Genomic DNA, 21,409 nt, shown 5'->3' with positions numbered 1-21,409 from the left:
GTTTATGTAGCGTCTTTGCCAGGCTCGCGCATATCGTCGTCTACCGGCTGCCGTTGGCGCTTCCGCTTGTACTCTTCCGGAACTCTCCTCAGCTGACCCTGATACTCATAGCCCTCTTCCTCTGCTCGCTTCGCGAGATCGTAGAAGAACGACTCTGGGGGGTACTTTTGCGTCGACGGGAGGTTCCGCCAGATGTCGTACTGGTGAATGAGTTCAAAGATGAACTGAAGAGAGACTGCCATCCGGCGGAGATGGCTCAACTCTTCAAGCTCGTTGTCAGTGACCGTGACATGAACTTTCCCGCCCTGCTCAATCTTAGCCTTCACAACTTGATTATCCAGCACGAACTGGCACTTGAGCTTCTCCGGCTTCTTTTGATCTAGGATTGCGATGATTGCCGGCACTGAACGAAGGACGTTCTTCGAGTCCTCAATGGTCACTCCCTGTCCCGTGTTGTCGATGGAGTCGCTTGTCGTGCCTACAGTCGAGACCTCCCGAATGCTCAGCTCGGAATTAAGGCCCTGACCGTTGAACGTCCGGTAGAGAATCCAGAGCAGGAAATCGTGATGGAAATTCAGCTCTTCAAGCTCTACTTTTTCCGAAAGCCCTCCCCGAAGCCGTCTCCTGTTCTTCGCGAGCTCGGCTTTCTGCCCACGGAAGACCATCAGGTCCTCTCTGCTATCCCAGTGGATCTCTACACCGTCTTCTTTCTTCTTCTGGATGGTGCGCTTCGAGCCAGTGTTCCGATCGAACCCCGATTGGGTGTCCCAGCGGGTGTGCTTGTAGTTGAACGAGTAGAGACGATCTCCGAGACGCTGAAGGTTCCACGTGAGGTCGCCCGTGGTCTGGAGAAGGTCGTCAAACTCGGCTCGCTCAAACCCTCGGGATTCAACCCCAGGGTCAGGCTCAGTGTACTGCGAGAGACCAGAAACTAGGTCTTCCGGTGTTTCGTCCTCGTCCTTGACATCAACGGAGAAGAGGCCGTTGAAAACCAACCAACCGTCGTAGGTGTACATCTCCTCGGGAAAAGAGGCGGACATTGGTTAATAGAAGTAGTCCTTGACACTTAAACTTCTAGCCCACAAACACAAAATGACCTATTTTCACTGGCAATTCCAAAATTTGGGTAAAGTCGTTTTAATTCAATTATCAAAACAAACAGTCAATGACATATATCAGTTAGCCCGAGAGCGGTCTCGGCTGATTCTCCACGTTTACTGTCTTCAAGATATCGCTGGCCCCAGGTCGTCACGCTGATCCGCCCTTCGAAAATATCTCAGCCAAACCTGTGCTGGCGAGCAAGCTGAAGACCTGATTCCCGGATCGTTTTGAATCGGGAGACATGGGATGCGTTGTCTGCGGTGTCGTCCTGACTGCCTCATTGAATTAGCAGCAGCTGGCAGTGGTAGTTAACCACTTGATCGAGAAGCACTACGACAATTTCTCGCAGGAGGAAATCTGGCGCCGTCGCCGCCATCAGACGGAACAGCGTTGCAACCACATCAAAAACATCGCTCTCACCGGTGACTAACATCAACAGCAAACCGCGAGTACAGCGCGAGAGATGTACCTGAAGGGTCAGTAAACTAATTCCCGCCAGCCCATTTCTCCCCACAGTCGTCGCTCACTCGCCGGCCGCCGCTTCGTTGGCTCCACCCGCCTACGAGGCGGTCAGCGTGTCCTCGATCACAACCGTCTCCGACGGCGTGTGCACCACCCGGACCGTGATGGTGTCGCCGCTGTCGAGCGAGCAGTCCCGGTTTGCGATCCGGAACGTGGCCGTCTCGCCGGGCCGCCAGACGCCGTCCGTGTTCGCGTCGAACGCCCCGCCGTCCGGGCTGTAGAAATCGAACAGCTTGTCGCCGTCGTACGTGCTTGGGCCCAGCGTGCTCGTGGGCAGGTCCACGATCCGGGCCCGCTTCCCGCAGGCGGCAGTCGCATCCACGACGACGTCGAGGTCGGACACCGCCACATCGTCGCCCGCGATGTGGGTGAGTCGAACGATCTGATCGCCGCCGCCGGCCGTGTCGCGGACGAGTTCGCCACTCGACTGCCCGATCAGCGGCGCGGGGCTGCTGATGGTGTCCGTGGACCCGAGGGTGAACACCGCGACTGTCCCCGCAAGGACCACTACGACGACGACCATGAGAACGACGGCCGTGACTGGCGTGGCTGCTCGCATTGGTGGGCTGACTGGATCACTGTTCGTCGTGTGGGCGTGAATACGCTTCGCTCCGTTCCGGGATACCGCCAGCAGCCACCGTACGGCCGGTGGGTGCATTGCTGGTCTCCCGAGAACGAACCCGCATTGGCGCTGTCCGACCGCACACACACCTGCCGCATTGGTGCTGTCCCTGGTCGGCGTCCGCCGAGCTTTGATCACTGGTCCCCATTCAGTGCCCAGTGAACCCCGCCCACCCGAAGGTAAAACAACTAACAAAAATTATTTGTTTCTTCCATAGCATATACATGATGGAGGAAATACCAAACTCATGGATCGAAGAACATACATTGCAACGATCGGATCGACAGTATCGGGAGCCACCGTTTTATCCAAGACGGCTGCTGCCCAGTCCAGCTCTGAGGACGGTAACGATCCGGATGTGCGCTTCGAATCAGTAACTGGCCCATCGAAGGACGTGTACACAAGGGGTGAAACCGTCGAAGTGAACGCCACGATAAAAAACTATGAACCGCTCGGGAGGACGGTATACGTCGGGTATTCCGTCTCTAACGACGGGCGGCTCTTCGAAAACGGGAACCGGACCGACGAGGCGGTGTTCGTTGGCCCCGGTGCCAAGAGCGACGTGGAGCTCGAATGGAACGTTTCGAGCGAAGCACCCCCAGGGTACTACGGGCAGTACGTGAAGATCTGGCGGGACAGAGTGAACAACGGATCGCCTAGAGAGAAACTCAAACACGGCCTGGACGAGTACGACAGGACTGACGAGCGGGTCTTTCGGGTCAAATCGTAGCTTCCAGGTCACCCACTGAACCCGGGTCGCACACCATGACCGCGCCGTCAGTCGACGAGCGCGGCCTCCAGCAGCTCCAGGGGGTGGCGCACCTCGTAGCCCGTGCCGTGCTCCATCTGCATCGCACACGTCGGGCACTCCGTGAGGCCGGTGTCGCCCTCAGCGGACTCCATGTGATCGAACATGTCGTCGCCGATCTCCATGGAGGTCTCGTATTTCTCTTCTTTCCAGCCGTAGGTGCCCGAGATCCCCGAACACGAGTCGCCCACGTCGTCGATGCCGACGCCGTCGAGGTCGCCGAACAGCTCCACCGCCTGGCGGTCTAGGCCCTGGCTGCGGGCGTGGCAGGGGGCGTGGTACGCGAACTCGTCGGCGAGCTCGCCGTCGATGTCGGCCGACTGCACGGTCTCCCGGAGGGGTTCGTGGATGCGCAGGTATTCGACGGCCTCGAAGGTGTTCGACGCCACCGTTTCGATGCCGTCGATGTCGAACAGTTCGGGGTACTCCTGTCGGAGCGCCATCGAACACGACGTACACGAGGCGATGGCGTCGTAGCCCTCCTCGATGAGGTCGCTCATCGAGGACACCGTGATGTCGGCGTGGCGGCGGGCGTCGTCGAGCATGCCGTTGGCGAACATCGGGGTGCCCGAACAGCCCTGTTTGGGGACGACGATCTCGTAGCCGAAATGCTCGTAGACGCGCACCATCGCCTGCCCGACCTCGGGGGTGTTGTAGTTGGCGTAGCAGCCATGGAAGTACGCCACCTTCTTGTCGGCGTCCACGGGCTCGCCGCGTTCACGTCGGCGGGCTTGCGCGCGCTCCTTGGAGGCGGCCGCGCCGCCCCGCGCCTGCCACCACTCCCGGAAGGTCTCGGTCGCGAACGCGGGGAACTCGCGTTCGCTGGTCACGCCCAGCGTCTTCTCCATCACCCAGCGCGCCGGCCCGAAGTTCATCGCGGCGTTCGCGAGCCGCGGGAGCGTGCTGGCGATGCGCGCCGACGTGCGGTAGTTCGCGAGGATGCGGTTGCGCCAGTATTTCAGCGAGCGCTTGGACATCTGGTCGTCGACGTACTCGCCGCGCGCGGTGTTGTGCATCTGTGACAGCGACACGCCCGACGGACAGGCCGAGTCACACCGCATGCAGTTCGAACACTCGGTGATGGAGTCGTCGATCTCGTGGTCCTCGTCGTCGGACTGCCCTTTGAGCCGCCACTGCTCGGGGCCCTGGAACTTCGGGCCGGGGAAGTCGTCGTCGACCTCCGCGACCGGGCAGTTGGTGTCACACGTCGAGCACTTATAGCAGGAGTCCGACTCGGGGCGCAGGTCGAAGTCGTCGGTGTCGTCGTGGAGCGCCACCGGGTCGAACTTCTCGCCCACGTTCGGTGTGGCTGGCTCGAAGCGATTCTCCGCGGTGGTCGTCGTGGAATCGGATTCTGAGTCACTCATCGTGGATCGCCTCCGCTGCCGCCGTTCCGGCCGCGTACCCCGTTGCGATGGAGACGCCGCTGCCGGAGTGCTCCGCTGCGAAGTTGTAGCCGCCAAGCACTGCGCCCGCCGCCCGCAGGTTCGCGTGGGCGGCGGCACCGTCGTCGTCGCGTGGCCGCAGTGTGTCGTCGGTCCGCACGCCGAACTGCGCGAACGCGTGGTCGCCGAACGCGTCGTCGTCGAACCACGCGTACCGGTCGTCGCTGTGCGCGATCCGGCAGTCGAAGATCGGTTCGTAGACCGCGTCCCGGTCGGAGTCGATGCCTTTCCCCACGAGCCCGCCGGTCGCGAGCACGTACTCGTCGGCGCTGTTCGGGATGCGCGCGCCGTTTTTCTCCACGTACACGGTCTCGACGCCGTCGGCGGTCGTGTCGGCGTCCACCACGGGGTTGCCGGTTTCGATGCGCACGCCCGCCGCCTCCAGCGCGCCGAACAGGTGATCGGACAGCCGCAGCCCGGGCAGCGACGGCGGTCCCATCGGCACCTCGAACACCGCAGCCCCCAGGTGGTCCGCGAGCGCGTCTCGCACGCCCGCGGGGTCGTCGTCGCCCAGCACCGCCGGGAAGCCGACGCGGTCGGCGTCGGCGGCCGCGTCGGCGACCCGTGTGGCAAGCGCCAGGCGGAGCGGGCGCTCGGTGCCGTCCACCGACACCCGGGGGTTCGCGTCCAGCAGCCCCGCGTACCGGGTGACTTTCGCGCCCGCCCGGAGGTCGCCCGGGAACGGCACGGTCACACCGTGCACGTCGAAGGGAACGCCCGCCGATTCGAGGTGGGCGGCCGCGTGGTCCGCGTTGAAATCCGGCAGCGTCTCGAAGCCGACCAGCAGCGTGTCCCGGTCGTCGCTCGCCAGCCCGGCGGCGGCGCTGGCGGGATAGCGCGCGGTCGGCTTCACCGTGCCGCCGTGGGTCGGCACCAGCGCGTTGGCGTCGGTGTGGTGCCCCTGATAGCGCGGCGCGTGCGCGTCGAAAAACGCCATCGCGTCGCGCACCGTGTCGACGCCGACGGTCCGATACGGGTGGGCGTCGGGCAGCGACGGGATGGCGTCGAAGGGGTCGACCACGGGACCGTCCCCGCCGGGCGTGTAGCCGAGCACGTCGACGAGCCCGCTGGCGTTCCGGAGCGTGCTCTGTTTGTACGACACCAGTCGGGTGTCCGCGCCCGCGTCGGCGGCCGCCAGCGCGCTCGTGATGCCGGCCAGCCCGCCGCCGATCACGAGCACCTCGGATTCAATTGCCATGCGCGCCCTCCGGGCCGCCGTCGGCCGCCAGCGGCCCCGCGTCGAACGCCCCGAAGTCGATCTCAGTGTCCGCGTCGGCCGGGTCGTGGCCGCGGTTCTGCGTGGTCGCGTGCAGCGCGTAGCTCAACATCGCCTGAGAGAGCTGGTCGCCCCAGAGGGCGTGGCGCTGGCCGCGCCACCGCTCGGCGAGCAGTTCGTCCCAGGACGCCCGCACGGTGGCGTCGTCGTAGCCGGCGGTGTGGAGTTCGTTCGCCAGGCGGTGCGCGCAGAACCCGCCCTGGCAGTTCCCCATGGTCGCCCGCGTGCGGATCCGCACCGCGTTCAAGTCCGTCCCGGACTGCTCGATGGCGTCCTGGATTTCCGCCCGCGTGACCGCCTCGCAGGCACAGATCGTGGGGTTGGGGTCGTCCGTGTCAAGCACGCTGCCGGCCCGCGAGCCGAGGCGGTCGACGCTGCGCTGGGCGACCGGCGACCGCAGCCCGAACTCCGTCATGTAGTCGTCGAGCGCGGTGTTGTCGGCGCTCCCGGGGAGCGCGACGTCCGCGGTCCGACAGTCCGCGGTGACGCCGAGGCGCTCGCAGACGTGGTCGGTGATCTCCTCGGCCATCATCCGGTAGGTCGTGAGCTTCCCCCCGACGATGGTCGTCATCCCGGGCAGGTCGTCGCGGTCGTCGTGCGCGAGCAGGAAGTAGTCCCGCGTGATGTCCGTGGGGTCGTCGCTGTCGACGTCCGGGGGCTCGTACAGCGGCCGCACGCCCCAGAACGACCGCACCGTGCGGGCGTCGTCGAGCATCGGAATGAGCTCCGCCAACTCGTCGATCACCATGTCGACCTCCCACTGCTGTTCGGGGTAGTCCTCGGGGTCGGCGACCTCCTCGTCGGTCGTCCCCAGGATGCAGGTGGTCTCGTGGGGCACCACGATGTCGGCGTCGCCTTTCGGCCGGCACCGGTTGACCACGGTGTCGACCTGTCGCGTGTTCATCACGGTCATCACGCCCTTCGACGGACGGACCTCGACGTCAACGCCCGCCATCTCACCGAGGCGGCCCGCCCACGCGCCGGCGGCGTTCACGACGTGGTCGGCGCGGATCACCTCGGTGCCGCCCTCGGTGCCGTGCACGCGCTTGCCCGCGCCGGTCGCGTGTTCGACTTCCACGCCGACCACCGCGCCGTCCTCCACGACGACGTCCGTGACCGTCGAGTGCGTCTCGATGCGCGCGCCGTGCTCCTGGGCGCTCGCGGCGTTTGCGACCACCAGGCGGAACGGGTCGATCGCAGCGTCGGGCACCCAGATGGCCTTCTCGACGTCGTCGGCGAGATGTGGCTCCAGTTGCCGGGCTTCCGCCCCGGAGAGCACCTTCGTGGGAATGTCGCAGGCCTCACAGCCCGCGAGTTTCTCCTGGAAGTACTGCTCGCTGTCCTCGGGCCGTTTCACGAACAACCCGCCTGTCTCGTCAACGCAGTGCGTTGCGATCTCTCTGAGCACGCGGTTCTCGATGATACACTCGCGCGCGCTGGCCTGGTCGCTGACTGCGTACCGGCCCCCTGAGTGGAGGAGGCCGTGCATCCGGCCAGTCGTGCCATGCGTGAGGTTGCCCTGCTCGACGAGCGTGACCCCAAGGCCACGCATCGCGAGGTCGCGGGCGACGCCGGCCCCGGTCGACCCACCCCCAACGACAACCACGTGCGGTTCCTGCGCCATACGACGCCTTACACGGCGACCGCCTTTACCTCATCGAAGGTCCCGCAGCGACGCGTAAACAATCGGGTCGTGTCGGCGGTCGGGGCATTCCGTCCGGCGTGAAAGGACACATTCAGGGCTCTTCGCGGAGTTTCAGGGATTTTTATTACGGGTTATGATATTGTGTACCGGTAACGCGGTCTTGACGGTAAGACAACCGCGCAACGAGGTTGACACAGCTATGACAGACGCATACGTCGGCGCGATCGACCAAGGGACGACAGGCACGCGGTTCATCGTATTCGACCAACACGGCGACGTGGTCGCGAACACCTACGAGAAACACGAACAGCACTACCCCGAGCCCGGCTGGGTCGAACACGACCCCCTGGAGATCTGGGAGAACACGAAAAGCGTCGTGACGGCGGGGCTCTCGGCCGCCGGGCTGGACGCCGACGACCTCGCCGCGATCGGCATCACGAACCAGCGCGAGACCACCGTGGTCTGGGACGCCGCAAGCGGCCGCCCGATCCACAACGCCCTCGTCTGGCAGGACCGACGCACCACCAGCCGCGTCGAATCCCTGGAGGAAAGCGGCAAGATCGAGCGCATCCGCGAGAAAACGGGCCTGGAGGCGGACGCCTACTTCTCGGCCACCAAAACCGAGTGGCTGCTCGACGAAGCCGAGCCGCTGAAGCTCTCCTCGGCGCGCGCCAGCAGCCTCCGGGATCGCGCCCGCGACGGCGAGTTGCTCATGGGCACCATCGACTCCTGGCTCATCTACAACCTCACCGGCGAACACATCACGGACGTGTCGAACGCCTCCCGGACGATGCTGTACAACATCACCGACCTGGAGTGGGACGACTGGCTGCTGGAGGAGTTCGACATCCCCCGGGAGATGCTGCCGGAAGTACGGCCGTCCTCTGACGAGGCCGTCTACGGGCACACCGACCCCGACGGCTTCCTCGGCGCGTCGGTTCCCGTCACGGCCGCGCTGGGCGACCAGCAGGCGGCCCTCTTCGGGCAGACGTGTTTCGACGCCGGCGACGCCAAGAACACGTACGGCACCGGCTCGTTCTACCTCATGAACACCGGCGAGGACGCCGTCTCCTCCGAGCACGGCCTGCTCACGACGATCGGGTTCCAGCTCTCCGGGGAGCCCGTCCAGTACGCCCTCGAAGGATCGATCTTCGTCACGGGCGCGGCGATCGAGTGGCTCGAAGACGTCGACCTCATCAACAACGCCGCCCAGACCGCGGAACTCGCCAGCTCCGTCGACACCACCGACGGCGTCTACATGGTGCCCGCGTTCACCGGGCTGGGCGCGCCACACTGGGACGGCCGCGCCCGCGGCACCCTCGTCGGCATGACGCGGGGCACGCGGAAAGCCCACATCGTTCGGGCGACCCTCGAATCGATCGCCTACCAGACCCGCGACATCGCGGCGGCGATGGAGGCCGACTCCGGGGTGTCCACCACGACGCTGCGCGTCGACGGCGGCGCGGTCAAGAACAACTTCCTCTGCCAGCTGCAGTCGGACATCATCCAGACCGACCTCGCGCGCCCGGAGGTCGACGAGACCACCGCGCTCGGGGCGGCCTACGCGGCCGGCCTCGCGGTCGGCTACTGGGACAGCCTGGACGACCTCCGGGAGAACTGGCGTGTCGACCGGTCGTTCGAGCCGGAGATGGACCCCAGCGAGGCCGACAGCAAGTACGGCCGCTGGGAGGACGCCGTTGATCGCTCGCTGGCGTGGGCCACGGAGGACTGACGATGCCGGGACTCACTCTCGCCACGCTCCCCGTCGTCGACATGGCCCCCGAACCGTTCGCCGTCCTCCTGCTGACGGCGCTTGCCGGGGGCGCGTTCGGCGCGGCCATCGGCGCGCTGCCCTCGTTCATCTTCACGGGATTCGTCGTCCTCATCGGCGAATCGCTCACACTGCTCCCGGGCGACCTGCCCGTGAGCCTCACCAACGCCATCGGGTTCGGGCCGATCGTCGGCCCCCACATCGCGTTCGCGGGCGGCGTCGCCGCCTCCGCGTACGCCGGCACGCGGTACCCGGAGCTCGCGCCCGACGGCTGGGACTACCACTTCGGGAAGAACATCCAGTACGCGTTCGGCACCAAACCCGACGTGCTGGCGGTTGGCGCGGTCTTCGGCGCGCTCGGCATGCTGATCGCCAAAGTCGTCACGGCGCTCGGCATCCCCACGGACAACATCGCCGTGGCCGTCGTGGCGACCGCCCTGATCGCCCGACCCGTGTTCGGCTACCCGATCGTCGGGTCGCCGTCCGGCTCCGGCCTCCTCGACATGGGACCGTTCGAGCGCGACGAGCCACACCCAGCGGCCGACGGCGGCGCCGCCGAACACGCCGGCCGCCCCGCCACGGAGCCCTGGCTCCCCCAGCAGTACACGTGGACCGGCGTCACGCTCATCGGCGCGATCTTCGGCGTGCTCGCGGGGTTCCTCTGGCTGCAAACGGACAGCGTCTTCCTCGGGTACGGCCTCTCGGCCGCGAGCCTGGTTTTCCTGCAGTTCGACGTGCCCAACTTCCCGGTCACACACCACATCACGCTGCTGGGCGCTGTGGGCGGCGTGCTCGGGTTCAGCGTCTTCGCAAGCCCCCTGCTGGCGGTCGTCGCCGCCGGCTGCTTCGGCGTCCTGAGCGCGCTCGTCGGCGAGTGTGGCGAACGCATCCTCTACTCGCACTCCGGCACCCACGTCGACCCGCCCGCGATGGCGATCGCCACCCTGATGTTGGTGATCGGCGGGGCCTTCCAGCTCGGACTGCTGCCGACCAGCAGCTACCTCGGCCTGTAACGCCCGCGTTGCTGTCGCCGCCCGCCGTTTAGGCGGGGCAGCCACACCACTCACCGCGACACAACCCCACTACAGCATGGACCTTGACGCGAGAATCACGCGCCGCCAGCGCCGCAGCACCGACGCCGCACTCATCACCGACTTCGAGCCGCTCTCGCCGGTCGCCCACATCACCGAGCCCTCCGACCGTGGCCCCGCCTTCGAGCGCCTGCTCGACCACTTCAGCCCCGCCTTCGACGGCGCGCTCCCGCCGAACGCCTACCTCCACGGGCCGCCCGGCGCGGGCAAATCGGCGGTCGTGTCCGCGCTGTTCGCGCGGCTCGCGCGCCACGCCACCGGGGACGCGGTCATCCACACGAGCACGCGCGCCGGCACCCCACAGCCGTCCACCCCGGCGTCGGCGATGCCGGCGTTCGTCTACGTCGATCGCCGGACCGCCACCACCCCGTTCGCGTTCTCCCACGCCGTCCTCGACGCGCTGGTGTCGGAGTCGGTGCCGACCCACGGCGTGAGCACGGCCGCGATCCGGGACCGACTCGCCGACGCGGTTGCCGCCCACCCAACGGGAGTCGTGGTCGCCGTCGACCACACCACGACCGCCGCCCCCGTGGCCGAACTGCTGACCGCCCTCCCGGATCGCGCCCGGTGGCTCGCGGTCGGGCGTTCCGAGCCGTCCGACGCCGCGCTGACCGCCCACACCGATCGCGACCTCCGCATCGACGCCTACCAGCGCCAGACGCTCGTCGGGGTTGTGACCACGCGGGCGTCCCTGGCCCTCGGCCAGCACGCGTTCACCCAACAGCACGCGCGCCGCATCGCCGCCTGGAGCGACGGCAACGCCCACGACGCGCTGGCGGCGCTGGCCGTCGCCGCCCACGCCGCCGACAGCGCCGGCCGCAGCCGGCTCACCGACGCCGACATCGAGGCGGGCGTCCAGGACGTGCCCCGCGGCGGCGTCGTGCTCGGGCGTCCGCTCGCGGTTTCGGACGCCAAACAGCGCGTCCTGGCGGCGCTGTTGGACACCGACGCCACCCACGGGTCGGTCACCGAGGCCGCCGACGCGGTCACGGCCACCCCCGGCGTATCGCTGTCCCAGAGCACGGTCACGCGGCTGCTGTACGAGCTGTCCGGCGACGGCATCGTCGAGCGCGTGCGCGCCACCACCACCGATTCGGCCGGCCGCCCCCCGAGCCGTGTTGCGGTCCGGTTCGCGCCGACGGCGTTCCGCCGGCTCCGAGCGCGGGCGTAGCCGCCGGCGCGCCGATTCCACAGGTTCATATTGCCGGCGGGCCGTCTCTCATTCGATTACCGTGAGCGGGACGCCCGTCTCAGACACCAGATCGACGAACGGGGCCGAGCAACGACTCGTGGTCGTGTGCGGGCTGCCAGGCACCGGGAAAACCACCGTCTCCGGACACGCCGCCGAGACCCTCGACGCCGAGTTGCTGCGCACCGACGTCGTCCGCACGGACCTGTTCCCCGAGCCCGACTACACGCCGGCGGAGGTCGCAGCCGTCTACGACGCGCTGCTCGACCGCGCGGGCGCGGCGCTCCGGGACGGCGACTCGGTCGTGCTCGACGGCACGTTCAAGAACCACGCGCGCCGGGCGGCCGCGCGACAGCTGGCCGACAGCGTCGGCGTCCGCTTCGAGCTGGTGAAAGTGGAGTGCACCGAGGCGGTCGTTCGCGACCGCATCCGGGCGCGTTCGGGGGACGAAAGCGACGCGGATTTCGCCATCCACCAGCAGTTCCGCGAGGAGTTCGACCCCATTCCCGGCGACGACCACGCGATCATCGACAACTCCGGCGACCGCGACGCCACGCGCAGCCAACTCGTGGCCCTCCTCTGAGCCCGCCGCGCCAGCCTTTTTCGCTCCCGCCGCCCAATCGGAGGCATGCCGACCGACGACCTCGCGTGGGAGACGACCGCCACGACGACCGCCTACGACTGCCCGGGGTTCGTGATCCGCCGCGACGAAACCCGGCTGCCCGACGGCACTGAAACCGACTACGACTACCTCCACGACGGCCCGGCGGTGGTGGTGTTGGGGTTCACGCCCGACGGCGACGAGGTGGTGCTCATCGAGGAGTGGCGGCAGGCCGTCGGGCGCGTGAACCGCGCGCTCCCCGCCGGCAGCGTCGAGCCCGGCGAATCCCTCGCGGCCGCCGCCCGCCGGGAGTTCCGCGAGGAAACCGGCTACGAGCCCGCCACGATCGAGCAGTACGCCACCTACGAGCCGGCCAACGGCATCAGCGACGCCGTCCACCACTACTTCCGCGCGACGGACTGTACGCCCACCGCCAGCCAGGCCCTGGACGACGACGAGACGATCCGGGTCGACACCGAGCCGTACGACGATCTGGTGGCGGCCGTCCGGGACGACGACATCCGGGACGGCCGCACCGCGCTGGGCGTGCTCCAGCACGAACTCGCGTAGGTTTATTGGGACTGCCGGCCTGCGTGCCGCTATGGGCGTCATCGTCTACGACGATCCGCGTGGGGATGTCACCGAGTGGCCGACCGACGACGACCGACTCCGGTACGACGAGGCCACCGAGCACTGGCTCGTGAAAACCGGCGACGGGACGGTTCGGCGCATCCCCCGGGAGCGCGTGTTCTACGTCGAGCAGGAGTCCTGAGCGCCGAAGGCAAGCCTCAAGCGCGCACGGTCGCTACGCCGGTGCAATGAGAGACGTCTTCGAGGTCGGCGCACAGGACGGCCTCGCGCGCATCGGCGAACTCGACGTACCACGGGCGGGTGTCACCGTCGAGACGCCGACCCTGATGCCGGTCGTCAACCCCAACCTGATCACCGTCGAGCCGTCCCGGTTCGTCGACGAGTTCGGCGCGGAACTGCTCATCACGAACTCCTACATCATCAACAGCGACGACGACCTCCGCGAGCGGGCGCTCGATGAGGGGCTCCACGAGATGCTGGGGTTCGACGGCGCGATCATGACCGACTCGGGGAGCTTCCAGCTCGCGGAGTACGGCGAGATCGACACCGACACCGAGGCCATCCTCCGGTTCCAACACGACATCGGCAGCGACATCGGGACGCCCGTGGACATCCCGACGCCGCCGGACGCCGACCGCGAGCAGGCCGCGGCCGAGCTCGAAACCACCCAACAGCGCCTGGAGCTCGCCGAAACGGTCGACGTCGGCGACATGCTGGTGAACGCACCCGTCCAGGGGGCGACCCAGCCGGACCTCCGCGAGCAGGCCGGCGCACACGCCTACGGCACGGCCCTCGACCTGTTCCCGGTGGGTGCGGTCGTCCCCCTGATGAACCAGTACCGCTACGACGACATGACCGAGGCCGTGCTCGCCGCCAAGCGCGGGCTCGGCCGCGACGCGCCCGTCCACCTCTTCGGCGCGGGCCACCCGATGATGTTCGCGCTCGCCGCCGCGCTGGGCTGTGACCTCTTCGACTCGGCGGCCTACGCCATCTACGCCCGCGACGACCGCTACCTCACCGTGTCGGGCACGGAGCACCTCGATGACCTCCACTACTTCCCCTGTGACTGTCCGGTCTGTGCCGAGCACAGCCCCCAGGCCGTCCGGGGGATGGCGGCCGGCGACCGCGAGCGCCTGCTCGCCGAGCACAACCTCCACGTCTCGTTCGGGGAGATCCGCCGGGTCAAGCAGGCGATCAAGTCCGGGACGCTCATGGAGTTGGTCGCCGCGCGCGCCCACGCCCACCCCAGCACGCTGGACGGCTACCGCGCCCTGCTCGATCACAGCGACCAACTCGAAGCCAGCGACCCCGCGAGCAAGGACGCGTTCTTCTACACGGGCGCGGGCAGCGCGCGCCGCCCCGAAGTCCACCGCCACCACCAGCGCCTCGACCGGTTGGACGTCGACGGCGACGACGTCCTGCTGACCGAGGGCGACAGCAACCACCGCTACGACGAGTCCTGGAACGTCCTGCCGCCGTTCGGCCCGTACCCCTCGGCGCTCGCCACCACCTACCCGCTGACCGCCGAAACGCCCGCCCGGATGGATCGCGCGGGCTACGAGGCGGCCGCCGAAGGCGTGTGCCGGCTCGCCGAGGCCAACCCCGACACCGCGTTCACGCTCGCCCACGACGACTGGCCCGAGAGCGCGCTCGAAGCGGTGCCACAGCGCGTTTCGCTGTACAACGCCGTGCGCGGCGAGTAGACCCGCCACCTGCGGTGTCGGCGAAAGGCAAGGCAATTGAGCGCGCGCCCCCCACAGCGCAGTATGACTGAGTACTTCGAGATCCACGAGCGCGACGCCGCCGCGCGCGTGGGCGAACTCCGGCTCTCGGAGCCCGTGACGACACCGACGCTCACGGACGACGTGATCGCGGACGCGGGCAGCCGGTGGACACAGCCCCGAGAGACGCCCGACGGCGACGACGCCGCGCTGACAGTGCTCCCCCACCGCGGGTTCCCGTCGGGCACCGCCGACGACGTACAGGCGTCGTTCGCCCCCGACTACCCGGACGTTGCGTTCCCGAGCGCGGCCGTCGTGTCGCCGTCGACGGCCGCGGACTTCGGTGCCGACGCCTACGTGCTGTCGGGCGCGCCCGGCATCGTCGGGCACGGGTCGGCGTTCGCGGACGCCATCGTCGAGGCCCGCGCCGCGATCCCGGACGACACCGCGCTCTCCCTGTCGGGGGTCGCCACGCCCCGGAACGTCGCCGTGCTCGTCTACGCCGGCGTCGACCTCGTGAACGCCGACCGCGCCGTGGTCCGCGGGACGCAGGGGCGCTATCTCACCACCGAGGGGGCCTACGACCTCGCCGACCTCGACGAGCTGCCGTGCTCGTGTCCCGCTTGCCAGCAGCCGGCCGCCGACTTCGACCGGACCGACTGCGTCGACCACAACGTGAACGCCCTCGAAGCCGAGCTGGCGCGGGTCCGCCGCCGCATCCGGGACGGCCGCCTGCGGGACTACGTCGAGGGGCAGGCCCGCCACACGGCGTGGCTCACGGCCGCGATGCGCGAGCTCGACCAGCAGTACGGCTACGTCGAACAGCGGACGCCGACGTTCCGGGACTCGCTGCTGTTGTCCTCGACCCAGGACGCGTTGCACCGCGTGGAGATCCAGCGGTTCGCCGACCGCGTCACCAGCCGGTACCGCAAGCGCCTGGACGGCCACCCGCTGTTGCTCGTGCCGTGTTCGGCGCGGAAACCCTACAGCGACTCCCAGAGCCACCGCCAGTTCCAGGACGCCGCCAGCTACCGCGCGCACGTGGCGTCGATCACGTCGCCCATCGGCGTCGTCCCCCAGGAACTCGAACTCACGTATCCCGCCCAGCATTACGACTCCGTGGTGACGGGGCGCTGGAGCGCCGAGGAGAAGGACTTCGTCGCGCGCGTGCTCCGCCGGTACCTCGAACGCACGGATTACTCCCGCGTGATCGCGCACGTCCCGCCGGAGGGCTACCGCGACATCTGCGAGCGCGTCGCCGGCGACGTCGACGTGCCCTTCGAGTTCACCGTCGCGGACCATCCCACGACTGACGAGAGCCTCGGCGAACTGAACGCCGCCCTCGCCGGCGAGGACAAGATCTGGGTGCAGGAGCGCGAGGCGGCCACGCTGAAGGCGGTCGCGGACTACTATCTGGGCGACGGCGCGGGCGACGCGGTGTTCGCGGACATCGAGGTGCAGGGCCGGTATCCCAAGCTGCAGGCGCTGGACGCCGACACCGGCGACCAGCTCGCGGCGCTCGTCCCCGAGTACGGCTCGCTGTCGTTCACGCTGGCGGGTGCCCGCCAGTGGGTCGCCAGCGACGCGCCCACCAAGCGCGTCGAGATCGACGGCTTCGTGCCCCAGGGCAGCGTGCTCGCGCCCGGGGTGATCGACGCCAGCGACGACATCCGGGTCGGCGACGAAGTCGTCATCGAGGGGCCGGCCGCGTTCGCCGTCGGGCGCGCACGGATGCCCGGGCCGGCGATGGCCGACGCCACCCGCGGCATGGCGGTGCAGGTCCGGCACTGCGTCGAACGATAACACCCCGTCGTTGGGTCCGCTGAGCCGGCGGTCTCCGGTCACGTTTTCGCGGGGTCGTGGTGCTGTCTCGCACTCGTATCACAACACCGAAAGAAATTTCACGCATATCAGTAGCTTAAAGTTACTCATTCGCCATTGGCACATAGGCTACATAATGGTTAACGGGAACACGGTCCACGAACCGACAGGCAGTACCGCCGGACAGCCAGCCGACATCGAGGATCCGACGTGGGTAGTGGTCAAGTCGTTGTTGGAGACGAACACCGCCACCACGAACGCGCTCGAAACGGTCATGCTGTACGCGGCGACGGATCGCATCGACGACCTCCCTGCCGACGCACTCGCGGCGCACCTCGATGACCTCATCGAGACCCAGCGCCGCACGATCACCGAACTGGAGCTCGCGAGGGACGCGATCAGCGAGCTGAACGCCGAGCAGTAACGCCCGCCAGACCCCACTGCCGACCGCCCTGCCCTGATCGCCGCCGTCGGCGACTGCGTGCCGTCGTGCACCGACACCGGTGTGCGCCCGAACCAGTCGTTGCCACCCATGGCATATACTACCAGTACACGACAATATCCTAGCATATATCAGATCCGGCCGTGAGGTAGCAGCCATGAAACTCGCAGTACCGACGGATTTCGACATTCTCGACGCGCTCTCCGACGGAAAACGCAACAACGCCGTCAACCTCTCGCATATCCTCGACAAGAACAGGGCGTACATCAACACCCGGCTGCCCATCCTCACCGACTACGGCCTGGTCGAGCGCATCGGTCCCGCCCCGAAAAGCGGGCTGTACGCGATCACGGCGAAAGGACAGGCGGCGCTGACCCACCGGGACGCCTACGAGAACGACGACGACGACTTCGAGGCGCGCGTCGAAGCCACCGTCGCGTAACCCCGCCTCGTTTTCGGCCCGCACGCTGTCCTGCTGCGGTGCTGTGTTTCGATACCGCCCGTCGGTTCCGCTGTTCCGTGCTCCGTAACTAATTTAACGGCAACTGGTATATACTGACAGTATATGTGGGTAGTTGGCAGCGCCGCCGCATCCGCCCCCCGCTGGGGCCGCCGCCGACTGCACGCCACGACACAGCCGATCCTACCATGACAGACCACACCCCCACCACCAAGTTGCGCGCGGTCGCCCTCGCTGCGCTGCTGGTTCTCTCCGTGCTCGCCGGTGCCACCACGTTCACCGGCGCTGCCGCCGCCGCCGCAAACGCCGGCCCGGAGGCGTTCCAGGACCAAGCGACCGACGCCGGGGACCTCACGCCAAACGAAACCGCAGTCGTACAGACGATTGATGCACGCGACGCCGACGGTGGCGACGACGACGCCGACACCGTCCTGACCGGGCTCACCCTCTCGGGGGCCACCAGCAACACCGTCTCCGCATCGAACATCTCCGAAATCGAGGTCCTCGACGGGAGCGGGACGTCGTTGGGCACCACGGCCCCCGCGGCGTTCACCTCGCCACAGCAACTCGACATCACGAACCGCACCATCCCCGACGACACCACAACCGAACTCCGGGTGCAGGCCACGGTCGCGGCCAACGCAACCCAGTCCAACGCCACCTTGGCGTTGGACACACGCGCGAGTTGGGTCGAAGGCAACACCACCGGCACCACTGACCCCGCCACCGACGGCGCGCCCGAAACCCTGGCCGCGGACACGGCTCCCACTGACAACGAGACGGTCAGCCTCGACAGCGTCGAACTCGACGGCAGCGACACCACCAACCAAACGGTGGTGTTGACGTTCAGCCAGCCGGTTGTGGCGACTGACAGCGGCATCACCGCCGCCAACGTCACGTACACCGACGCCAACGACACCGGCAACCGCTCGGTCACCGCCGTGCGCGACCTCGACGGTGACACCCAGGTCGCGGTCTCGGTGAACGAGAGCGTCACCGCCGCCGACCTCGGCGTCGACACCGTGGGCGTCGAGTCCGGTGCGCTCCGCACCACCGACTCACCACCCACGACCGTATCCGCAGCCAGCATGGCCATCACGGCCGACGCCACGACCGACACACCCCCACTGGTGGTCGTCACACCGTCCACCCGCACGGTCAACCAGTCCACGGACGCACTGGACGTGGCGTACCGCTACAACCAGCCGGTCTCCGGCGGCAGCGCCGACGTCAGTATAACGCTGGCAGCGGCCAACAGCACCGAAACCGCCACGTTCGACATCTCCGACAGCCCACTGGTGGCGAACGCGACCCAGCGCCTCACGCTGGACTTGGCTGAGAACGCCCCGCTGGCCGACGGCGCGTACACGCTGTCGGTCACGGTCGACGACGGCTCCGGCAGCCCCGTCACACGGACGACCGATCCGGTCGTCGTCATCGACGACGAACCCCCGGACGTTTCGGCGGTGTCCCTGAACGCCTCGACGGACGTTTCACCACGCGACACCGTCGCCGTCAACTACACCTACGACGACGCAACCAACGCCACCAGCGCCACCGTCCACTTCGTCGCCGCCGCCGACGCTGGCAACTTCACCGCCGGTGACCTCGCCAACGCGTCGGCCGCCAGCGTGTCGAAGGACATCGATATGGCCCCCGGCAAACAGCGCGTCGACGTGAACCTCCGGTGGGTCCGCGAAGTCACGGACAACAGCAACTACACCGTCTACGTGACCGCCACCGACGAACGCGGACTCACGAACCTCAACACGAGCGCCACACCGATCATCGAGGGCACCGTCGCCAGTGCTACCCTGGACGTGAACGCCGCGCAGCCAACCCTCGACGGCGTGGAAACCGACACCGGGAGCACGACGGTCACCGCGACGTTCAGTGAACGCGTCGCGGCCGTCGACGGCGACCCCAGCCCGAACGAGTTCGTCTACCAGGACGCCACCAACGACGGCGCGGGCGCCATCACGGCAGCCACCGCCAGCGGCCCCGCATCCATCGACCTGACACTCGACAGCGCCGTCACGACCGCCGACATCGGCACGGACGCCGTCTCCGTTCGCGCCGACGCGTTCACCGACACCGACGACGCTGATCCGCGCGCCGTCCCCGCCAGTTCGGCGGTGGTCGCCGACACCACCGCGCCGACCGTTCGCAGCGCCGATGCCGGCCCGATCAACAACCGCACCGTCAGCAGCTACGACGTCTCGATCACGACGGGTGACGAGCCCGTTGAGGCCGCTGTGACCCTCCGCGGATCGGGCGGCACCACCCGCTCGAAGACCGCCGCCGACGTCACCGGGGACGCGACGTTCACGTTCGACGCGACCGCGCTCGATCGTGGCGCTGTCGACGTCACGGTGACCCTGACCGACGCCGCCGAGAACACGGTTTCCACCACGAAAACGGTCCAGAAAGACACCGTCGTCCCGACCATCACGACCGCCGCAGCGAACCCCGGCGCGAGCCCGGACGCCGGCGGGAAGACGCGGCTCGTGACCGTGCTGTTCTCCGAGCCGGTCGACGGGTCGTCCGTTTCCGCCCAGAACCTCGCGATCACCAGCGACGACTACGCCATCGACGACGTCCTCCCGGAGTTCCTCACCGCCGACAACGAGGCCGTCCTGTTGTTGAACCGGTCGGTCGCTGTGGACGCCATCGGCTCGGAGTCCGTACAGGTCCGCGCGCCCGGCGTCACCGACACCGTCGGCCACCCGGTCGCGAACGCGGCACCGCTGGCGGACACGGAGACGACCGGCACCGCAGCGCCCGAGCACACGCCCGGCTTCAAGGAGGTGGTCGCCGAGCCGGGGGCCACCACGCTGACCGTTCGATTCGACGAGATCGTTAGCGCACCCGATGGCAGCGGCCTCACCGCCGCCAACTTCACGTTCGAGGACGGGAACAACGCGTCGGCAGGCACCATCACGGCCGCCACCCAACTCGACCCACAGACGGTCGAGATCACGCTCGACGAGGCGCTGACCGCCGCCGACCTGGTCGACGACTCGCTTTCGGTGACCGCCGACAGCGTCGTCGACACCAGCGGCAACGTGATGCCGGCGGCGTCGACGACGTTCGGCATCGACCTCGGGCTCACAACCATCACCGCTGGCGACACGATAACGCTCCGGGTCACGACGCTGAACGACATCGAGGCCGCCGTCGGGAACGGCCTCACCGTGACCGAGGCCACCCGTGAGCTCGCGTCGCTTGAGGAGTTCACCCTCGACGACCGGTTCACCGCGACGCTCAGCCCCGACGACTTCACCGAGATCAACGCCGGCGTCTACGAGGCGTCGGTCACGGTCCCACACGCCGACGGAGCCGTCGCCGACGGCCGCTACGAGGTGTCGGGGACGGTCGATGGGCGGGTGCTCTCGCGGACCGCCGAGATCGACACGACGCCACCCCGCCCGACCGACGCCGTGCTCCACACCGTCACGAGCGAGGCCCAACCCGGCGACGCGCTGAACACCACCCGGGTCCGCGTGCTGTTCAACGAGCCAATCGACGCCGGCGACATCACGCCCCGCGACGTTTCCATCGACGGGTTCGACGGCGAGATCGTGGCTGTCCAAGACGGCGGCCTCTTCGGCAGCGTGAGCGTCGTCGTCGAGGGCCACATCCAGACCGGCACCAGCCCGGCAGTGACTATCGACGGCGACAGCTACACCGACCGCACCGGCACGCAAGGCGCGACCGGCGCCAGCACCGTCGTGCACACGGACGTCCTCCGGCTGGATCGCGGCCAGAACTACGTGTCAGTGCCGGCCACCAGCGGCGCGGTGCCGCTGTCCGAGATCGACACGTCGGCGGTCGACGCGATCTACGCCTACGACGCCGCAGCCGACGCCTGGGACGCATACGATCCGGACGCCAGGGAGAACAGCCTCACCGCGCTCGAAGGCGGCGCGGGCTACGTCTTCGTCATGGATCGCGCGTCCACCGTTCCGGTGAACGTCTACAACATCGCTGGCGCCGCCGCGGGCGCGGACCCGAGCGCGCCGGCACCGACCGCCCAATCGCTCAGCGAGGGGTGGAACCTCGTCGGCCAGTACCGGGCCTTCGAGCAGCCAGTCGACACCGCGCTGTCCTCGGTCTCTGAGGGTGCCGTGTACAGCGTCCTCGCACAGGACGAGACCGCCGACGGCGTGGCGTTCACCTCCCACTCCGCCGGCGACTTCGAGACGATGGAGCGCAGCGAGGGCTACTGGGTCTTCGTCCGTGAGGACGAAGCCTACACCGCAGCGCCTGCCGACAACTAACACACCTCCGCCACGCGATGTTT

17 protein-coding genes are annotated in these 21,409 nt (G+C 67.9%); 12 read left to right on the top strand and 5 right to left on the bottom strand.

All coding sequences use genetic code 11. The annotated features are described in order from the left end of the window. Nucleotides 1-2: 2 nt before the first annotated feature. Together JT689_RS09280 and JT689_RS09275 are read right to left on the bottom strand one after the other, a co-directional pair. On the bottom strand, nt 3-1,040 hold the full coding sequence (locus JT689_RS09280; RefSeq protein WP_205251044.1) for a hypothetical protein: 1,038 nt from the start codon (nt 1,038-1,040) through the stop codon (nt 3-5). Between the two features lie 620 nt (nt 1,041-1,660). Next, a complete protein-coding gene (locus JT689_RS09275) occupies nt 1,661-2,182 on the bottom strand; it encodes a type IV pilin (RefSeq protein WP_205251043.1) in 522 nt (173 codons plus the stop codon). A gap of 310 nt (nt 2,183-2,492) precedes the next feature. Between JT689_RS09275 and JT689_RS09270 the strand changes: the two genes are divergently transcribed. Continuing rightward, nucleotides 2,493-2,975 (top strand): hypothetical protein, encoded by a 483-nt coding sequence (locus JT689_RS09270; RefSeq protein ID WP_205251042.1) that lies wholly within the window; start codon nt 2,493-2,495, stop codon nt 2,973-2,975. Between the two features lie 47 nt (nt 2,976-3,022). Here JT689_RS09270 and JT689_RS09265 read toward each other — a convergent pair whose 3' ends face one another. The 3 genes from JT689_RS09265 to glpA are packed head-to-tail and all read right to left on the bottom strand — an operon-like array spanning nt 3,023 to nt 7,398. After that, nucleotides 3,023-4,420: an anaerobic glycerol-3-phosphate dehydrogenase subunit C gene (locus JT689_RS09265; RefSeq protein ID WP_205251041.1), complete on the bottom strand. Its 1,398-nt coding sequence runs from the start codon at nt 4,418-4,420 to the stop codon at nt 3,023-3,025. Beyond that, complete coding sequence (gene glpB, locus JT689_RS09260; RefSeq protein WP_205251040.1) at nt 4,413-5,696, bottom strand: glycerol-3-phosphate dehydrogenase subunit GlpB; 1,284 nt, start codon at nt 5,694-5,696, stop codon at nt 4,413-4,415. The genes JT689_RS09265 and glpB overlap by 8 nt, the downstream gene beginning before the upstream one ends. Then, a complete protein-coding gene (gene glpA, locus JT689_RS09255; RefSeq protein WP_205251039.1) occupies nt 5,686-7,398 on the bottom strand; it encodes an anaerobic glycerol-3-phosphate dehydrogenase subunit GlpA in 1,713 nt (570 codons plus the stop codon). The genes glpB and glpA overlap by 11 nt, the downstream gene beginning before the upstream one ends. A gap of 220 nt (nt 7,399-7,618) precedes the next feature. On the opposite strand from glpA, the gene glpK reads away from it, so the two are divergent. From glpK to JT689_RS09200, 11 genes are all read left to right on the top strand, one after another. Next, nucleotides 7,619-9,151: a glycerol kinase GlpK gene (gene glpK / locus JT689_RS09250; RefSeq protein WP_205251038.1), complete on the top strand. Its 1,533-nt coding sequence runs from the start codon at nt 7,619-7,621 to the stop codon at nt 9,149-9,151. Between the two features lie 2 nt (nt 9,152-9,153). Further along, a complete protein-coding gene (locus JT689_RS09245) occupies nt 9,154-10,203 on the top strand; it encodes a hypothetical protein (protein ID WP_010903445.1) in 1,050 nt (349 codons plus the stop codon). Nucleotides 10,204-10,279: 76 nt separating this feature from the next. Continuing rightward, complete coding sequence (locus JT689_RS09240; RefSeq protein ID WP_205251037.1) at nt 10,280-11,452, top strand: ATP-binding protein; 1,173 nt, start codon at nt 10,280-10,282, stop codon at nt 11,450-11,452. A gap of 61 nt (nt 11,453-11,513) precedes the next feature. After that, entirely contained in the window at nt 11,514-12,053 is a 540-nt protein-coding gene (locus JT689_RS09235; protein WP_205251036.1) for an AAA family ATPase, read from the top strand. Nucleotides 12,054-12,098: 45 nt separating this feature from the next. Continuing rightward, nucleotides 12,099-12,641, top strand: a complete 543-nt coding sequence (locus JT689_RS09230; protein WP_205251035.1) for an NUDIX hydrolase — start codon at nt 12,099-12,101, stop codon at nt 12,639-12,641. A 31-nt stretch (nt 12,642-12,672) separates the two neighbouring features. After that, complete coding sequence (locus JT689_RS09225) at nt 12,673-12,843, top strand: hypothetical protein (protein WP_010903440.1); 171 nt, start codon at nt 12,673-12,675, stop codon at nt 12,841-12,843. Between the two features lie 46 nt (nt 12,844-12,889). Beyond that, nucleotides 12,890-14,365, top strand: a complete 1,476-nt coding sequence (gene tgtA, locus JT689_RS09220; protein ID WP_010903439.1) for a tRNA guanosine(15) transglycosylase TgtA — start codon at nt 12,890-12,892, stop codon at nt 14,363-14,365. Between the two features lie 63 nt (nt 14,366-14,428). After that, nucleotides 14,429-16,186: an archaeosine synthase subunit alpha gene (gene arcS / locus JT689_RS09215; RefSeq protein ID WP_205251034.1), complete on the top strand. Its 1,758-nt coding sequence runs from the start codon at nt 14,429-14,431 to the stop codon at nt 16,184-16,186. Between the two features lie 154 nt (nt 16,187-16,340). Beyond that, on the top strand, nt 16,341-16,628 hold the full coding sequence (locus JT689_RS09210) for a hypothetical protein (protein ID WP_205251033.1): 288 nt from the start codon (nt 16,341-16,343) through the stop codon (nt 16,626-16,628). A gap of 175 nt (nt 16,629-16,803) precedes the next feature. Then, a complete protein-coding gene (locus JT689_RS09205) occupies nt 16,804-17,088 on the top strand; it encodes an ArsR family transcriptional regulator (RefSeq protein ID WP_205251032.1) in 285 nt (94 codons plus the stop codon). 206 nt (nt 17,089-17,294) lie between these two features. After that, nucleotides 17,295-21,386, top strand: a complete 4,092-nt coding sequence (locus JT689_RS09200; protein ID WP_205251031.1) for a surface glycoprotein — start codon at nt 17,295-17,297, stop codon at nt 21,384-21,386. Nucleotides 21,387-21,409 lie beyond the last annotated feature (23 nt).

Origin of the sequence: Halobacterium sp. GSL-19, from assembly GCF_016917855.1 — an archaeon.
Taxonomy (GTDB): Archaea; Halobacteriota; Halobacteria; order Halobacteriales; family Halobacteriaceae; genus Halobacterium; species Halobacterium salinarum.
This window is presented reverse-complemented; position numbering and strand designations above follow the sequence as displayed.

Bases quoted from the DNA above. Each gene is read 5' to 3' on its own strand.
- JT689_RS09280 (WP_205251044.1), bottom strand. From the start codon at position 1,040: ATGTCCGCCTCTTTTCCCGAGGAGATGTACACCTACGACGGTTGGTTG.
- JT689_RS09275 (WP_205251043.1), bottom strand. From the start codon at position 2,182: ATGCGAGCAGCCACGCCAGTCACGGCCGTCGTTCTCATGGTCGTCGTC.
- JT689_RS09270 (WP_205251042.1), top strand. From the start codon at position 2,493: ATGGATCGAAGAACATACATTGCAACGATCGGATCGACAGTATCGGGA.
- JT689_RS09265 (WP_205251041.1), bottom strand. From the start codon at position 4,420: ATGAGTGACTCAGAATCCGATTCCACGACGACCACCGCGGAGAATCGC.
- glpB (WP_205251040.1), bottom strand. From the start codon at position 5,696: ATGGCAATTGAATCCGAGGTGCTCGTGATCGGCGGCGGGCTGGCCGGC.
- glpA (WP_205251039.1), bottom strand. From the start codon at position 7,398: ATGGCGCAGGAACCGCACGTGGTTGTCGTTGGGGGTGGGTCGACCGGG.
- glpK (WP_205251038.1), top strand. From the start codon at position 7,619: ATGACAGACGCATACGTCGGCGCGATCGACCAAGGGACGACAGGCACG.
- JT689_RS09245 (WP_010903445.1), top strand. From the start codon at position 9,154: ATGCCGGGACTCACTCTCGCCACGCTCCCCGTCGTCGACATGGCCCCC.
- JT689_RS09240 (WP_205251037.1), top strand. From the start codon at position 10,280: ATGGACCTTGACGCGAGAATCACGCGCCGCCAGCGCCGCAGCACCGAC.
- JT689_RS09230 (WP_205251035.1), top strand. From the start codon at position 12,099: ATGCCGACCGACGACCTCGCGTGGGAGACGACCGCCACGACGACCGCC.
- JT689_RS09225 (WP_010903440.1), top strand. From the start codon at position 12,673: ATGGGCGTCATCGTCTACGACGATCCGCGTGGGGATGTCACCGAGTGG.
- tgtA (WP_010903439.1), top strand. From the start codon at position 12,890: ATGAGAGACGTCTTCGAGGTCGGCGCACAGGACGGCCTCGCGCGCATC.
- arcS (WP_205251034.1), top strand. From the start codon at position 14,429: ATGACTGAGTACTTCGAGATCCACGAGCGCGACGCCGCCGCGCGCGTG.
- JT689_RS09210 (WP_205251033.1), top strand. From the start codon at position 16,341: ATGGTTAACGGGAACACGGTCCACGAACCGACAGGCAGTACCGCCGGA.
- JT689_RS09205 (WP_205251032.1), top strand. From the start codon at position 16,804: ATGAAACTCGCAGTACCGACGGATTTCGACATTCTCGACGCGCTCTCC.
- JT689_RS09200 (WP_205251031.1), top strand. From the start codon at position 17,295: ATGACAGACCACACCCCCACCACCAAGTTGCGCGCGGTCGCCCTCGCT.